General features: G+C 59.2%; 18 protein-coding genes. 10 read left to right on the top strand and 8 right to left on the bottom strand.

The window, feature by feature from the left end; all coding sequences use genetic code 11:
• Positions 1-21: 21 nt before the first annotated feature.
• Positions 22-1248, bottom strand: coding sequence for a zinc-dependent alcohol dehydrogenase (locus PspR84_RS13110; RefSeq protein ID WP_160057575.1), 1227 nt, complete (start codon positions 1246-1248; stop codon positions 22-24).
• A 315-nt stretch (positions 1249-1563) separates the two neighbouring features.
• Here PspR84_RS13110 and PspR84_RS13105 point away from each other — a divergent pair, with 315 nt between their 5' ends.
• The 3 genes from PspR84_RS13105 (at position 1564) to PspR84_RS13095 (ending at position 4151) form a co-directional block, all read left to right on the top strand.
• Complete coding sequence (locus PspR84_RS13105; protein WP_034155440.1) at positions 1564-2040, top strand: hemerythrin domain-containing protein; 477 nt, start codon at positions 1564-1566, stop codon at positions 2038-2040.
• A gap of 141 nt (positions 2041-2181) precedes the next feature.
• Positions 2182-2724: an AAA family ATPase gene (locus tag PspR84_RS13100; protein WP_160057574.1), complete on the top strand. Its 543-nt coding sequence runs from the start codon at positions 2182-2184 to the stop codon at positions 2722-2724.
• Between the two features lie 26 nt (positions 2725-2750).
• Positions 2751-4151, top strand: coding sequence for a PLP-dependent aminotransferase family protein (locus tag PspR84_RS13095; protein WP_160057573.1), 1401 nt, complete (start codon positions 2751-2753; stop codon positions 4149-4151).
• On the opposite strand, the gene panB is transcribed toward PspR84_RS13095, so the two are convergent.
• Entirely contained in the window at positions 4152-4967 is an 816-nt protein-coding gene (gene panB, locus PspR84_RS13090; RefSeq protein WP_160057572.1) for a 3-methyl-2-oxobutanoate hydroxymethyltransferase, read from the bottom strand. It abuts the gene before it with no gap.
• Between the two features lie 306 nt (positions 4968-5273).
• On the opposite strand from panB, the gene PspR84_RS13085 reads away from it, so the two are divergent.
• The 3 genes from PspR84_RS13085 to PspR84_RS13075 all read left to right on the top strand — a co-directional run bounded on the left by PspR84_RS13085 (position 5274) and on the right by PspR84_RS13075 (position 7939).
• Positions 5274-5696, top strand: a complete 423-nt coding sequence (locus PspR84_RS13085; RefSeq protein WP_160057571.1) for a VOC family protein — start codon at positions 5274-5276, stop codon at positions 5694-5696.
• A gap of 52 nt (positions 5697-5748) precedes the next feature.
• Complete coding sequence (locus tag PspR84_RS13080) at positions 5749-6258, top strand: GNAT family N-acetyltransferase (RefSeq protein ID WP_174244447.1); 510 nt, start codon at positions 5749-5751, stop codon at positions 6256-6258.
• Positions 6259-6397: 139 nt separating this feature from the next.
• Complete coding sequence (locus PspR84_RS13075) at positions 6398-7939, top strand: class I SAM-dependent methyltransferase (RefSeq protein ID WP_160057570.1); 1542 nt, start codon at positions 6398-6400, stop codon at positions 7937-7939.
• Between the two features lie 76 nt (positions 7940-8015).
• On the opposite strand, the gene PspR84_RS13070 is transcribed toward PspR84_RS13075, so the two are convergent.
• The 3 genes from PspR84_RS13070 to PspR84_RS13060 all read right to left on the bottom strand — a co-directional run bounded on the left by PspR84_RS13070 (position 8016) and on the right by PspR84_RS13060 (position 10547).
• Entirely contained in the window at positions 8016-8942 is a 927-nt protein-coding gene (locus PspR84_RS13070) for a LysR family transcriptional regulator (RefSeq protein ID WP_160057569.1), read from the bottom strand.
• Positions 8939-9913 (bottom strand): quinone oxidoreductase, encoded by a 975-nt coding sequence (locus PspR84_RS13065; RefSeq protein ID WP_160057568.1) that lies wholly within the window; start codon positions 9911-9913, stop codon positions 8939-8941. Before PspR84_RS13065 ends, PspR84_RS13070 begins: the two co-directional genes overlap by 4 nt.
• A gap of 166 nt (positions 9914-10079) precedes the next feature.
• The gene (locus tag PspR84_RS13060) at positions 10080-10547 is read right to left on the bottom strand and encodes an anti-virulence regulator CigR family protein (RefSeq protein WP_174244505.1); all 468 of its coding nucleotides are present in this window, start codon (positions 10545-10547) and stop codon (positions 10080-10082) included.
• A gap of 126 nt (positions 10548-10673) precedes the next feature.
• On the opposite strand from PspR84_RS13060, the gene PspR84_RS13055 reads away from it, so the two are divergent.
• The 3 genes from PspR84_RS13055 (at position 10674) to PspR84_RS13045 (ending at position 12411) form a co-directional block, all read left to right on the top strand.
• Entirely contained in the window at positions 10674-11135 is a 462-nt protein-coding gene (locus PspR84_RS13055; protein WP_160057566.1) for a VOC family protein, read from the top strand.
• A 66-nt stretch (positions 11136-11201) separates the two neighbouring features.
• The gene (locus tag PspR84_RS13050) at positions 11202-12110 is read left to right on the top strand and encodes an alpha/beta hydrolase (RefSeq protein ID WP_160057565.1); all 909 of its coding nucleotides are present in this window, start codon (positions 11202-11204) and stop codon (positions 12108-12110) included.
• 145 nt (positions 12111-12255) lie between these two features.
• Positions 12256-12411 carry a DUF2986 domain-containing protein gene (locus PspR84_RS13045; RefSeq protein WP_077572520.1) on the top strand — a complete coding sequence of 52 codons (156 nt, stop codon included), beginning with the start codon at positions 12256-12258 and terminating at the stop codon, positions 12409-12411.
• Positions 12412-12493: 82 nt separating this feature from the next.
• Here PspR84_RS13045 and PspR84_RS13040 read toward each other — a convergent pair whose 3' ends face one another.
• Positions 12494-13378, bottom strand: coding sequence for an EamA family transporter (locus PspR84_RS13040; protein ID WP_160057564.1), 885 nt, complete (start codon positions 13376-13378; stop codon positions 12494-12496).
• Positions 13379-13486: 108 nt separating this feature from the next.
• On the opposite strand from PspR84_RS13040, the gene PspR84_RS13035 reads away from it, so the two are divergent.
• Entirely contained in the window at positions 13487-14254 is a 768-nt protein-coding gene (locus PspR84_RS13035; protein ID WP_160057563.1) for a helix-turn-helix transcriptional regulator, read from the top strand.
• Between the two features lie 181 nt (positions 14255-14435).
• Here the strand turns inward: PspR84_RS13035 and PspR84_RS13030 are convergent, their stop codons facing one another.
• Both PspR84_RS13030 and PspR84_RS13025 read right to left on the bottom strand, forming a co-directional pair.
• Entirely contained in the window at positions 14436-14873 is a 438-nt protein-coding gene (locus tag PspR84_RS13030) for an SRPBCC family protein (RefSeq protein ID WP_160057562.1), read from the bottom strand.
• A 56-nt stretch (positions 14874-14929) separates the two neighbouring features.
• Positions 14930-15316, bottom strand: a complete 387-nt coding sequence (locus PspR84_RS13025) for a nuclear transport factor 2 family protein (RefSeq protein WP_160057561.1) — start codon at positions 15314-15316, stop codon at positions 14930-14932.
• Positions 15317-15373 lie beyond the last annotated feature (57 nt).

Genomic DNA, 15373 nt, shown 5'->3' with positions numbered 1-15373 from the left:
GCCCCGCTGTTCAAGCTCGATTTAACTGGCGGGCACCAGCGGCGGCATCTCCTCCATCTGCGCCAGCGGCACTTCACTGCTGCCGGGGGTCAGAATGACCTTGCGGCAGTTTTCCTCTTTCTTGTCAAAGATCTTGTAACCCTCGGCGGCCTGCTCAAGGGACAGTCGATGAGTGATGATCGCTTCGGGTTGCAATGCGCCGGTTTCGATGTAGCCGAGCAACTCGGGCAAGTAGCGCTGCACATGGGTCTGGCCCATTTTGAACGTTAGTCCTTTGTCGAAGGCATCGCCAAACAGAAAGCCGTGGATGAAGCCCGAATACACGCCCGGCACGCTCACTACCCCACCTCGACGCACGGCAGCAATGCACTGGCGCAACGCTTTGCCGCTGCTGCCTTCTAGCTTGAGGGTGGCGAGGATCGTTTCGGTGGTGCTGCCCTTGGCTTCAAACCCTACGGCATCAATTACTGCATCGACGCCACGACTGCCCGGAGTCTGGCGAATGATGGTATCTGCCGGGTCATCGTCGTCATCGAAGTTGATCGGTATCACGCCGTAGGTGCGTTGCGCGTAGTCAAGCCGATATGGGTGGTGATCGACCATGAAAATGCGCTCGGCGCCGAGCATCTTCGCGCATGCCGCGCTGAGCAGGCCAACCGGTCCGGCACCATAAATCGCAATGCTTGAACCCTGACCGATGCCAGTATTGGTCACGGCTTGCCAGGCGGTTGGCAGAATGTCCGAAAGGAACAACACCTTCTCGTCCGAGAGTGTCCCCGGCACTTTGAACGGCCCCATATTGGCCTTCGGCACCCGCACCAGTTCCGCTTGGCCTCCAGGGATTCCACCGTACAGACGGCTATAGCCAAACAGCGCGGCGGGTGGCGGGATGATTTTCTTGTTCATTGCCGAGCCGGGGCCGGTATTGGTGGTTTCGCACGCGGCATACAGTTCCTGCTGACAGAAAAAACAGTCGCCGCATGCAATCACGAACGGAATCACCACCCGGTCACCGCGCTGCACTGCGGTCACCGCCGAACCGGTTTCCTCGACGATGCCCATGAACTCATGGCCGAAGATATCGCCATGCTCGACCGTCGGGATCTTGCCCCGATACAGGTGCAGATCCGAGCCGCAAATCGCCGTGGCCGTCACCCGCAGAATGATGTCGTCGGCGGCTTCCAGTTTCGGGTCCGGCACGGTTTCGACTCTGACGTCATGGGCGCCGTGATAGGTCATTGCTCGCATGGTGAGTTCCTCGATCATTTGAGTGAAATGGCTGCTGTTTCCATACGGCAGGGCAACGCCAAAACGAGTTCAGAAGGCTTTCGCACATTCGGATCAGCGGGCCATGAATTGCTGCGAAGCGGTGATCTGCAATGCCTGCGCTCCCCGCTTCATGCAGGCTGCACGAAGGCTTTTTGCCTCTGACCGCGCAAGCCCTTGATCCATAGCGCTTGAACATTTGCCACGAACTGGCACGGCAAATGCGGTTGAGTCAGGGCATTCACAGATCCGTGAGAAAACGGCCTGTGTCCACTCCGTGACAGCAGAGGCAATCCCATGAACGCCATCGACCTTCTCAAAGCCGATCATGCCAAAGTCAAAGATATCCTGAGCCAACTGAGCGACTCGACCGAGCGCGCGCTGAAAAAACGTGTCGAGCTGCTGGGCAAGCTGGAAATGGAAATTTCCATCCATACCCGACTCGAAGAGGAAATCCTCTACCCCGCCTTCAAGGCCGCCGGCAGCAAGGAACAGGACGTCATGTATTTCGAGGCCAAGGAAGAACACCGCACCGTCGACTCACTGGTGCTGCCCGATCTGAAGCTGACCGACCCCGGCACACCGGAGTTTTCCGGTCGGGTGAAAGTGGTCAAGGAACTGCTTGAACACCATATCGAAGAGGAAGAAACGGAAATGTTTCCTCAGGCGAAAAAGCTCTTGGGCAAGGAAAAACTTGAAGAACTGGGTGCGCAGATGGAGGCCATGAAGGCCAGTTGCAAAAAGGAAATGGCCGCCGGAAACATGGCTGCTTAACCCGTTGAAAGCTGACGAGCCCGGCTTTCGCCGGGCTTTTTTCTGGTTGCCACTCGGCCCCCACCGCCCAGAGCGTTTTTTTCAGAATTGCGGAGGCGCTTGATTTAGACTTGGCGGCTTTTTGCAGCAAGGGATTTGCACATGCAACGCATCGTCATTCTGGGCAACTCGGGCAGCGGCAAATCCACCCTTGCTCGCGAGATGGGCAGGCGCCTGGGTCTGCCAGTGATTCACCTCGACCCGCTGTTCTGGGAACCGGACTGGGTAGAGCCGGACAATGAAGTGTTCCGCGAACGGGTTCGCCAAGCCGTGGCGGGCGACGCCTGGATCTGCGAAGGCAATTATTCGCGGCAAACCCTCGATCTGCGCCTGCCCCGTGCCGAGCTGGTTATCTGGCTGGATACGCCACGGTTGACCTGCATCAAGCGGGTCATTCTGCGCAGCGCACTGAATCGCCCACGCGCTGATTTGCCGTTGGGCTGCACCGAGCGTCTGAACCGAGCCTTTCTGCATTTCCTGAAATACGTGTGGAATTTTGACCGTATCAATCGCCCGAGCATTGAAGCAATACGTGCTACCGTCGGACCGCAGATCCCGGTCATTCACGTGCGCGGCCCCCAGCAGATTTCAGCGTTTCTGGCTGAACTGGCCGATGTGCGAAAACCTCAATGCACCCGACGCTGACACACTGACATTCAAGGAGCGCAGCATTGACGTTACGCAAGGACGTGTCATTTGCCTATCAGGATGTCTACCACTACCTCGTCGGATTGATAGAGGCCTCAAGTGGCACGACTGAACAGAAACTGCCGTCCTTGCGACAACTGGCCCTGCGCCTTGGCGTTTCGGTGTCGACGACCAAATACGCCTATGCACTGCTTGAGGACGAAGGCAGAATCCAGGCCAAAGCCAGGTTCGGTTATTTCACCCGGGCAACACCGGCGGCGCGTGTGACAGGCAGCGCAGACAGCCTGCTGGACAACGTCTTCGCCAGTGCCCGTCAGCCGGCCATGCTGGCCCTGAGCAGCGATGCCCCGGCGATGCTGTTGTCGCTTCAAGGTCCGCTGTTGACGATCGAGCGCGAACTGACCCGCCAATACCCGCACTCGCACGCACCGCTTTATCAGCCCCTAGGTGAACCCGAATTGCGCGCGGCCCTGGCTGAACGCTATACGCGCTCCACTCACGACCACTGGCAGGCCGAGCAGGTGTATATCGGCGCGGACCTGCGCAGCGTGCTGGAATTGTCGCTCAGCGCCTTGAACCTCTTTGGCAGCGTGGCATTGGTGGAGTCGCCCTGCTCATGGGCGATTCTGCGCCAATTGCAGGCTGCCAACATCCGCGTCATCGAGATGCCCCTCGGCGAAGACGGCCGCTTCAACTTGCCTGCGTTCAACGAACTGCTCACGCGCGAACCGGTGCGCCTGGCGGTGCTGTCCTCCACGGTGAATATTCCCCAAGGCCAGTTGATGCCGGCACAGGATAAACAGCAGATCTGTCACTGGCTGGCCGAGCGCGATGTCTGGCTGTTCGAAAACGATGCTTGGGGCGAGTTGTGTTTCTCCGATTCACCCGCGCGCTATCGCGATTTTGCCAACCCGGACAAGCTGCTGGTGTTCTCGACGTTCGACAAGATCATTGGCGGCGAAGCGCCGTACGGCTACGTGCTGTGTCGCCAGCAGACCGCGCAATTTCATCGACTGTTTATGCAGCGCGGATTTCGTCTCTCGCCGATGCGGCAGAAAGCGATTGCCAGACTTTACAACTCCAGGCGCATTGACCAGCACCTGACTATGCTGCGCGCACTGTTGGTCAAGCGCATGCAACAGCTGCAGACCTTGCTGGAAAAGCACGGTAGCGGCCAGTGGCAGGTAGTCGCCCCTCAGGGCGGTGCGAGCTTCTGGCTCAAGGCTGTGCGGGCGATCGACATGCAACGGGTGTTCGAGCGCCTGCTGGCCGAGCGGATCGTCATCGCCCCCGGCGAAATCTTCAGCCAGCAAGGCGCCTGGAAGCAGCACCTGCGCCTGAGCTACACCCTCGACTGGGAAAAGGACATCGGCCACGCGGTGAAACAACTGGCGCAAGCTATCGGCACAGAACATCCGGCGTAATCAGAGTCCATAACAATGCCGCGCTTCCGGAAACCGCCCATGGCGCACATCCTCAGCAAACTGCGCGCAGGCCTCACTGATCACTGCGCCGACATCGGCGTAGCGTTTGACGAAACGCGGCAGATGCTCACCGCCCAGGCCGAGCACATCTTCGGTGACCAGCACCTGCCCGTCGCAGGCCGGTGAGGCGCCAATGCCGATGGTGGGCATTTTCGACTCCAGGGTAATCTGCCGCGCCACGCCCTCGGCCACACCTTCGAGCAACAAAGCGAAAGCGCCTGCCTCTAGATTGGCCCGGGCATCTTCGGCAATCACTGCACCGGTTTCAGCCGTCAGGCCCTGAGCCTTGAAACCGCCCATGACATTGACGAACTGCGGCATCAACCCGACATGGGCCATGACCGGAATCCCGCGCGCCACGAGAAACTCGACCGTCGGCGCCAAGGTCTTGTTGGCCTCCAGCTTCACCGCATCACAACCTGTCCGCGCCAGCACCTGAGCGCAATTGCGAAAGGCCTGTTCACTGGATTCCTGATAACTGCCAAACGGCATGTCGGCCACCACACAGGCCAGGCGCGTGCTATCGACCACCGCCCGCGTGTGGCCGATGATTTCTTCGAGCTGCATGCTCAGCGTCGAGGCGCGGCCATAACCGACCATGGCCGTGGAATCGCCGACCAGAATGAAGTCGACGATCGGGTCGATCAGTCTGGCGATACTGCTGGAGTACGCCGTCAGCGAGACGATTTTCTGTTGGCCTTTCATCGCGACCAGTTGCGGCACGGTCAGGCGTTTGGTGCGGGTATGCAGGCTCATGGGCGACTCCTTGAGGCAGCCGTCCGTAAACGATAGATGTCGTCAGAATCAACGCGGAAAATTTCCATACAGTGCTCATTCCAAAAGGTTTCGAGCGCTCGATTATTCGCCTGACGTAAAAACATTCAATGCACAGATTTTCCTGAAAAAGCGACCCAGGTGCACCCTGCTTCGGACGTTCTCGGTGAAATGCCGATAGCCGCCGGGATGTTTTATTCAGCCGGTTTACCGCAGGATACGACGCTTACGAAGGATTCAACCGATCGACTTTGATCACAGTTTACAACTCGAAACGGAAGTCACCTCATGCTCGAACGCAACAGACTGGTCCCGGAATTGATGGTGAGCAACCTGCAAGACAGCCTGCGGTTCTGGGTGTCTTGCCTGGGATTCAGCATCGCTTATCAGCGGCCCGAAGACGGTTTCGCCTACCTGAATCTGAATGGCGCACAGGTCATGCTCGAACAAGTTGATCCAGATGCCGGCCAATGGTTGACGGCACCGCTAAGCAAGCCCTTCGGACGCGGCATCAACCTGCAGATCGATGTTGCCGAAGTCGCTTCGATCATCCGTCTTCTCGGGCAGGCAGGTTTTGCGCTTTACCGTGATTGCCAAGACACTTGGTATCGCGCTGACAACATTGAAGTCGGCCAACGCGAATTCATCGTTCAGGATCCCGATGGGTATCTGATCAGACTGGTAGAACGCTTGGGTGAACGAGCAATTTGAGCTTTACCCTGACGCAACGCTACGATTGCCGAACAACACAGGAGCGCCATTCATGGAAGAAGTCATTACCTACCGAACCGCCACCGCCGAAGATGCTCTGGCGATGTGCGAACTGGGCCAATTGCTCAATTCGGTTCACCACGCCGCCCGCCCAGATATCTACGCCGCCGCGACCGAAGATTTTGTCCGCGACTTGCCGCACTGGTCTGGTGTTTTCGAGAAGCCCGGTCAGATCGTCTTCATTGCCAGCGCCGGTGACCGTCCCGTCGCGTTCATTACGGCCAACCTGTCCGCCAGTTCCGGGCCGTTGATGCAACCGCAGAATGTTGTTCGCATCGGTTCGGTGTGTGTCGCCGAGCCGTTCTGGGGCAAAGGCATTGGCCGCGCGCTGATTCAACGGATCAAGGACTGGGCCATCGAGCAGAATGCACAGGACTTGCGCCTGACGGTCTGGCCATTCAACGAGCGCGCGGTGCGCATGTATGCCGAGTTCGGCTTCGAGACCCGCGCCTTTGAGATGGGCGTGCGTTTGTCAGGAGCGCCCAGGTCCGATCATCAATAACCCCGGCGAAATATCCGCATGCCCCCTATCGAACGGTCATATCCTGCCGACAACATCCTGTGTGGACGGCGAGAGGTTTCAACGATGCAAGTCCGTCCCGTAAAAGCTACTTTCAATGACGATTCAAGAGGCTGCACCCATGAGCAATGCCTGGAACGAAGGTTATTTCACCGACGAAGGCTACACCTACAGCTATAGCCGGGAAATCAATCCGGTTTTCCAGCGTTACTGCCTGTTGTTGCGCGGCTTTGCCGGTCTGGACAATCCCGACGGCTATCACTGCGAACTCGGTTTTGGTCAGGGTGTGTCGATCAATATCCACGCCACCGCCAACCCGGCAGGCTTCGTCGGTACCGACTTCCACCCCGGTCAGGCGGCCCATGCCATTGAACTCGCAGCGCTGGGCAACAACGGTGCGCGGCTGTATGACGACAGCTTCGAGCAACTGTTGGCGCGTCATGATCTGCCGCAGTTCGACAGCATCAGCCTGCATGGCATCTGGACCTGGGTCAGCCGTGACAACCAGAAGCTGATTGTCGAATTCGCCCGCCGCCACCTCAAACCGGGTGGTCATCTGTACGTCAGCTACAACGCCTTCCCGGGCTGGTCGCCTGCAGCGCCGTTGCGCCAGTTGTTCAGCCTGCATGACCGCTTTGCCAATCACTCGACGCGGGCCGATCAGCGCATCGATGCCGCGTTGCAGTTTTCCGAAGCGCTGCTGGCGGCCAACCCCAAGTACGCCATTGCTGCGCCAAGCCTGGGCGCGCGCCTGCAGACCATCAAAGGTCAGGATCGCCAATACGTCGCCCACGAATATTTCAATCGCGACTGGAACTGCATGTATTTCGCCGACATGGTCGATGCGCTGGCCCCGGCCAAGCTAGATTACGTCACGACGGCGGTGCCGCTGGATTCGGTCGACGTACTCAACCTGAGCGCCGAAGGCCTGGCCTTTCTCGACGGGATCGAACACCCGGTGATGCGCGAGCAGGCGCGTGACTACTTCGTCAACCAGGCTTTCCGTCGCGACCTGTACGTGCGCGGTGCCAACCGACTCAGCGCGACCGAGCGCCGGTCGCGCATGCTCAGTACGCGTTTTGTCCTGATGCAACCGACAGAAAACGTAGCGTCCAGCGTCACCGGCCCGGCTGGCGAAGCATCACTGCAAGCGGAAATTTATGGCCCGGTCCTCGATGCACTCGCCGGCCAGACGTATGAAGCCAAAACGATGCAGCAGTTGCTCGATGCGGTGTCACCAATGGCCTATGACGATCTCGAACAGGCCATCGCCATCCTGGTCAGTATGGGCGCGGTAGCCCCGTGCCAGAGCGAAGCCGCCGAGGCGCTGGTGTACGAACGCTGCGCCGCGTTCAACCTGCAATTGTGCAAGCGCGCGCTGCTCAACGCCGACATTCAGGTGCTGAGTAGCCCGGTTACCGGTGGCGGCGTTACCGTCAGTCGTTTCCAGCAACTGTTCCTGATTGCGATCCGTCAGGGCAAGCAGCACCCGGCGGAGTGGGCGCAACTGGCGTGGAGCGTCATCGCCGAACAAAACGAAGTGTTGGTCAAGGACGGCAAAGCGTTGACCACCGCCGAAGCCAACATCGCCGCGCTGACCGAACAGGCCCAGGCATTTGCCGAGCAATCACTGATCGTGCTGAGCGCGTTGAGAATCGTCTGATCGCCCTGTTGGCGCGCAGCGGTGCAGACTGGAGTCTGCTGCCACTCGCGCCATCAGCACACACCACTGCAAGTTTTCAAAAAGCCCACGGCGGCGCGGGCGCGAACTTCGCTTCGAGCCATTGCTTGAACGCGACGACCACCGCCGTTGGAAACCGCGCCGATGGTCTGACCAGATAAACGCCTCCAGCGCTGTCGAGTTGCCAGTCAGGCAGGACATGAATCAGCTTTCCGGCGGCGATATCGCGGCTCATCAACCAGTCTCCCGCGCCCAGAATGCCGGCATCTGCTCGGGCAGCGGCAAGCAGCGACTCGCTGTCACTGGCGGTCAGGTTGCCTTTGACGCTGACGGTTTGCAGTTCATGACCACGATGAAGGCGCCACAGCGGAAAAGATGCCAACCCACTGAAGCGTAGGCAGTTGTGCTGAAGTAAATCCTCAGGTGTTGCGGGCACGCCATGGGCCTGGAGGTAGGCTGGCGAGGCGCACAGAATCCGCCGGTGGTCGCAAAGCTTCGTCGCGATCAACCGATTATCCTCCAGCTCGCCAATACGAATGGCGGCGTCAAAACCCTGCTCGATGATGTCGACCAGCCCCTCGCTGTAGTCGGCAATAATCGAGACCTGCGGATGCGCCTTGAGAAACTCCGGCAACATCGGCCCCAGCCAGAGGCGGCCCATGGCAGCCGGCAATGCGAGGCGCAACGTGCCGCGAATTTCGCCGGCACCCTGCGCCGCTTGCTGCTGCGCGTCGTTCATCAGCTCAACGGCGGAGCGCAGGCGCTGTTCGAGTTGGGCGCCGGCCTCGGTGATGCGCACCCGGCGGGTCGAGCGCTCGACAAGGCGAACACCCAGGCGTTGCTCCATGGCGGCAAGGCGCTTGGAGATGATCGTCGGATGGCGTTGCAGCAGCCGCCCCGCCGCGACAAAGGAACCCTGCGAGGCGACGGCGAGGAAGGCAGCGATTTCGTCGCCGTGCTGATTGCTCAAAACATCGAGATTCATGGTTTTAGAATGATCGCCCCTGAAGATCGGCCCGATTCCAGGTCGGCATGGGCCAACGCGGCATCGGCCAATGGATAGCTTGCCCAGATATGCGGTTGGATAATACCGGCTGCGACAGCGGCCAGAACATCTTGCGCGCGCGCCTGATACTCAGCGACCGTTGCCGTGTGCGCGGCCAGTGAGGGACGCGTCAAAAACAGCGAGCCCTTGCTGTTGAGTGTCGCCAGTTCCACCGCTGCCGGCGCACCGGATGAGGCGCCGAACGACACCATCAAACCACGTGGACGCAGGCTGTCCAGTGACGCCTGAAAAGACAACCGCCCGATCGGGTCATACACCACATCGACCTTCTGTCCATCGGTGAGTCGCGCGACGTCCGCTGCCAGGGTCTCGGCGTCGAACACCAGCACCTCATCACAACCCGACGCCCGAGCTTTTTCGACACTGGCCTGCTTCGACACGACACCGATCACCGTCGCTCCCAGATGCTTGGCCCATGACGCCATGATCGCCCCCAAACCGCCCGCCACCCCGTAAAGCAGAAGGGTGGTACCCGGCCCTACGGGATAAGTGGATTTCAACAGGTACTGCGCGGTGATGCCCTTGAACATGACTGCGGCTGCCTCATCGCATGACAAGGAGTCAGGAATTCTGACCAGGCGCTCAGCGGGGAAGAGCCGCGCCGAGGCGTAAGCCCCCAATGGCCCGGTGGCGTAGGCGACACGATCCCCGACGCTGATGTTGCTCACACCTGCACCAATCGCAGCCACACGTCCCGCGCCCTCCAGTCCAAGGCCGGAAGGCAGAGGAACCGCGACCGCGCCCTTGCGTTGGGTCACGTCGAGAAAGTTGACACCTACCGCTTCCTGCTCAAGCCAGACTTCACCGGGCCCTGGTGCCTGCCAATCGGTTATCTGCATTTGCAGTACGTCTTGATTGCCAAACTGCTCAAGCCGGATCACGGAAACCATGGTTATCTCTCCTTTCTGGAAGTTGCTTCAACGTCAGTGGTTCCAGTCTGATAACCGATGAGTCGACGAACAAGACCCTCAACATGCAGATCATTGCTGCGTATTTTGCAGCAATTCAATCGCACATCAATAACAGCTGACGGCGACCGTGGCTCAGCGCTACGGCTTAATCAAATGCGCCGTTGAGCACCTCATAAATCAGCCCGGTTGCCAGCGCGACCAGGATCAGATCCGTGCCCACCTGCTGCCATTCGTAGCCATCGTAATGCGGCAGGTGCCCTACCAGGCGTCCATCGAGCTTTTTCGCGATCCCGGGCGGCAGCGGTTTGCCGCGTGCAAGGTTCTTTTGGATGCCCGGCGGCAGCGCGGGGCCCGGGCTCCAGTAGTCGCGGTAGCCGCCAACAATTCCGAGCACATTGCCGCGATCGATGCTTGGGCCATGACTCCAGTCACCCCCAGCGTTGTTGCCCTTGTTGCCATTACCTTTCTGGTTACCGTGGCCCTGCATGTTCTGCGGATTACCCTTGCCATTGCCCTGCCCCTTTCCGTTGCCGGGATCGGCCAATGCCATCGCCGAGCTGAAAACCAGCGCCAGCGAAGAAACCGTTGCAATCAACCTGCGTGACTTGATCATGCGGCGCGCCTTCATGGTGGGTTGCTCCTGTGTCATCTTGACGTTACACATCAGCTTAGTTTATTCCGGCTGACCGTTCGTCGATGACAGCCCGGCCCATCGACACCGCCCGACAGGAGCTATTTCATGGATTTGAAGTTCAGCCACATCGACGTACTGGTCAAAGACCTTGAACAAGCTTGTGCCTATTACGCGCAGATACTGCAGGCGCGGATCTCCACAACGCAGATATGGAATCGCGGGGGCCTGCACGTACGCTATGCCGTCGCGTTGATCGGTCAGGAACGCTTCATGCTGGTCCAGCCGCTGGCGGGCAATCTCAAGGATCTGTTGGATACGGTTGGCGAAGGCATGATTTACCGCCATTGCTACACGACCCCTGATATCGAATTGGCCTACGACGAACTGCTCGCCAGCGGGGTTCAGCCGGAGGACGAAAACGGCCAGCCGCTGACTCGCGAGAACCTGCAATCGCCGTCCGGAACGCGCATCATCTGGCTGCCGAAACGCTTCGGACATTTCTCGATCGAGATTCTTGAAGAGCAGGCGCTGGGGGCGTTTATCGAGGCAGCGTTCGCTTCTGAATGAAACTCCGCCAGCCCTGATCGATACGTCTACGCTCTCTCCATTCCCCCTACGCCCGGAGACTTCGTCATGACTCGTCCGCTACTGGCCGCCCTCGCCCTTACTGCCCTGAGTTTCCAGGCTTATGCCGACGTCGTCCCCTTCCCGCCGACCTTCCACACTCAGGACATCAAGGTCGAAGGCGCGACAATGCATGTGCGGGTCGGTGGCAAGGGTCCGGCCGTGGTGCTGTTGCATGGCTTCGGTGATACCGGCGACATGTGGGCGCCGCTGGCGGCGGATCTGGCCCGCGATCACACCGTGGTGGTGCCGGATCTGCGCGGCATGGGTTTGTCTTCGATTCCGGCGGACGGCTACGACAAGAAGACCCAGGCCGGCGACATTCGTCAGGTGTTGAGCGCGCTGAAGATCGAGCACTCGGTGGTCATCGGGCATGACATCGGCACCATGGTCGCGTTCGCCTATGCCGCGCGCTATCCCGAACTGACCGAGCGCCTGGTGGTGATGGACGCGCCCGTGCCCGGTATCACACCTTGGAACGATATCGTTCGTTCGCCGATGCTCTGGCACTTCGACTTTGGCGGTGCGGACATGGAGCGTCTGGTGGCTGGACGCGAGCGCATCTACCTCGACCGCTTCTGGAACGAGTTCGCCGGCACCCCGGCCAAAGTCGATGAGGGCACCCGCCAGCACTACGCCAGGCTTTACGCCCGCCCTGGCGCCATGCACGCCGCGTTCGCGCAGTTTCGCAGCATTCGTCAGGACGCCCTCGACAACGCCCCCGTCCTGCACAAACACTTGAGCATGCCGGTGCTGGCCGTGGGCGGTGAAAAGTCCTTCGGCAACAACGAAGCGATCGTCATGCGCAATGCTGCGGACAACGTCACCGAGGTGGTGATTCCGGCGGCAGGACATTGGTTGATGGAAGAAGCCCCGGCGCCGACCATCAAGGCTGTGCGCGACTTTATCGCGATGTGAAGAATTGGCATTGCCTTGGACGGAAGCTTACGTCAGGATTCGCGCCTTTTTGAGGGCAAAGTGCATATCTTGTGGATCGCCCCTTGATGCATACGTTTACGCCCTTCGCTAGTCGCTATTCAAACTTGTAGGCCGGACAGAAAACATGAATCGTCAAAAGAAACTCAAGCAGTTATTCAAGGAAAAGGCCAAAAAGGCCAGCGCCAAACTCGCGCCGAAAAAGCCCAAGTACATCAGCAAGGCTGACCGGGCGAAACTGGAAGCTGAAGCCGCAGAGCCAGTCGAAACCAGCGAAAGCTGAAATCCCTCTCGCCTGGCGAAAATCCTCTGCATTCTCCAACGGTCTGTCCAAGGCACAATGGGTCGCATCAACTACTGAACGGTCAATGGCGCACACGAAGGCGAAGAAACATTGCGTGCAGGTGCCCTGATCCCAAGGCGATTGCCAGTAACACCAGCAAAATCAAAAACCAATCGCCCGGACTTGGGAATTGCCCGAATATCGCCATCGAGCTGAAGATCCCGAACACAGGGATCAACAGCGACAACGGCGCCACTCGCGACATCGGGTATTCGCGCAACAGCAGGTTCCATCCCCAGTAACTGAAGTGCGTCGCGGCGTAGACCTGAAACGCGAGTGAAAACACGGTTATCGCATTGAGCTGCGACGGCAATGCCGTGAACGGTGCCGAGCCATGCAGCAGCCACGTCAGCAGCATGAGCGGGATCGGAGGAAACAAGCTCGCCCACACCACGAATGCGAAAATCTCCCGCACCTTCGAGACTTTGATCACGACGTTGCCAATGCTCCACGCCACGGCGCTGCCAATGACCAACGCCAAACCCGCCGTTGATGCGTCGCCGGGGCGGCTCAGTACGATGCCTATCAGGCCGGCGGCGGCCAGCAGAGTGCCAAGCCATTGCAGCCGTCCCAGGCGCTCGCCGAAGAAGACCACGCCCCAGCCCAAGGTGAAAAATGCACTGACCTGGATCAGCAACGATGCCGTTCCGGGGGGCACGCCCCACGCAATACCAAGGTTGATCAACGCCCACATCGCCACACCGAAAATCAATCCGTAAGCAGCCAGCCAGTGGAACGCTACGCGTGGACGCTCGACGAAAAACACCCAGGGCAATGCAGCCAACGTGAAACGCAGCGCGGTCAGCAACAGCGGGTCGATAGCGGCCAGTCCGAGTTTGGTCACGGGGAAATTCAATCCCCAGACAGCCGTCACCAGAACGGCGAGTACAAGATGCTTCTTTTGCATGGTCAATCTTTCCCGGCGCCGAGCGGAAGTACTCGGGCGCGGAGAAATATGCCGGCAATCTGCATGGCCTGCTTTCAGTCACAGGCCAACTTTCATTAGAATCGGGCCATGCGAGAAATCTCCAGCCATCCCTATCAGAACACCCCGCGCGATGCCGTCGTGACTGCCATTGACTACGCGGACGGCACGCTGTTCCCACTGCACGATCATCAGCGCGGCCAATTTGCCTACGCGGCCAGCGGCGTCATCACCGTTTTTACCGATGACGGCAACTGGGTCGTGCCGCCGCAACGCGGCATCTGGGTACCCGCGCAACTGCCGCACTCCATGCAAATGCGCGGGCCTGTCAAGCTGCACAACACCTATATCCGCAAACAAGCGGCGCAGCGCCTCGGACTGCCGGGGCACTGTCAGGTACTGGACGTGTCGCCGTTGTTGCGCCATTTGCTGTTGAAAGCCATCGATGTACCCGCGCGCTATTCCACTCAAGGGCATGACGGCCATTTGATGGGCTTGCTGCTGCATGAAATCGCCAGCATGCCGGCGCTTTCGCTCAATGCGCCGTTACCGGCAGAACCTAGACTGGCAATGGTGTGCCGCGCGTTTCTGCAACAGCCTTCGCTGGAGGTCGGTATCGACGACATGGCGCAACGTGCTGGCATGAGTCGACGCACCTTCACCCGACACTTTCGACTGCACACCGGGATCAGCTACATCGAATGGCGGCAGCAAGCCTGTCTGCTGGCGGCGATTGTCATGCTGGGCAAAGGTCAGTCGGTCACAGAGGTCGCGATGGACTTGGGCTACAGCAGTTCCAGTGCGTTTGCGACGGTGTTCAAGCAAGTGTTGGGGGAAGTGCCGAGTCGGTACTTTTAGAGGCTGTCGCTTTTACACGTCAGCCACGCCTCCCAGAACAGGCAGCTGAAAAACCGCGGCGCCTCGCCAAACCCCGCCTCAGGCCGGTCGCGTACCTAGACTGGCCGCCACGCGAGGAAAAATTCATTCGCTTCATGCCCTGCATTCCTTGCGGGAATGAGGGCGTGTGAACCGTGTGTTGTTAAAGCTGAGCGAGCAATGCCTGCAGCCCGCTGTGCCCCTCAACGATCAGGCTTTGGATCAGTGCCTGATAGTGCTCAGCGGTATTCAGTTCTTGAGGATCGAAACTTGCCGACCAACTGATGAGCGTTTTGTTCTGTCCCGTTAAAGCGACCAACTTCACGCTGGCCACGTAGTTGTCCAGCGGTAAAGGTGCCTCTTCAAAGCGATAGGACAGCGATAATGCTGAGTCATCAATCGCCAACAAGCGTTCTCTGACAACCGCGCCATCGGTCAGCGTGAGGGTGCGAATGCAACCCACCCTCTGCGCCGCCCCGCCTTCGATCTGGCTGCTCACGATCGAAGGATGCCAGTTCTGAATCTGGCCAAACTGCTTCAACACACTCCAGACCTGTTGTGCATCGCCGTCCACGACAGCGTCAAACTCAACCATCGGCATGACAAAAATCCTCTTATGTTGATCCCCGGCAGCGAGATGCCGGGAGCGGTCGGTATTCAGACCTCGAACTGGTGATACACCTTGGCGATGACCTTCCAGGCTCCGTCGATTTTGATCAGGGTCAGGTAGTCGTTGTAGTCGGCGCCAATTGCATCCGTTTCCATGTCCACACGCACCACCGCAGTGGTCGGGGTGATCGCCAGCACGTCGAGTCGCGTGCTGATTTCGGGGGCTGCGCCGTTCTTCTCGACAAAATCAAACAGGTTCTTGATCGGGCCGCCGAGCAGTTCGCCGTTGGTGAAACCGTACATCACTGCCTCTTTATGGAAGGCTTGAGCGACGCCTTGCGCGCTGCCAATGCGAAGGCCTTCGACGTATTGATTGGCGGTCGCGATGACAGCGTTGTATTCAGCCGTCGGCACGGCTTTAATGTTCTTGGACATGGTTGTTTCCTATCGTTGGGGGTGAGTGACAAAGGCTGCCAGGAACCAGGATTGGCA

This window comes from Pseudomonas sp. R84 (assembly GCF_009834515.1).
Taxonomy (GTDB): Bacteria; Pseudomonadota; Gammaproteobacteria; order Pseudomonadales; family Pseudomonadaceae; genus Aquipseudomonas.
The sequence above is the reverse complement of the archived record's forward strand: the minus strand, read 5'-3'. Positions and strand labels throughout refer to the sequence as shown.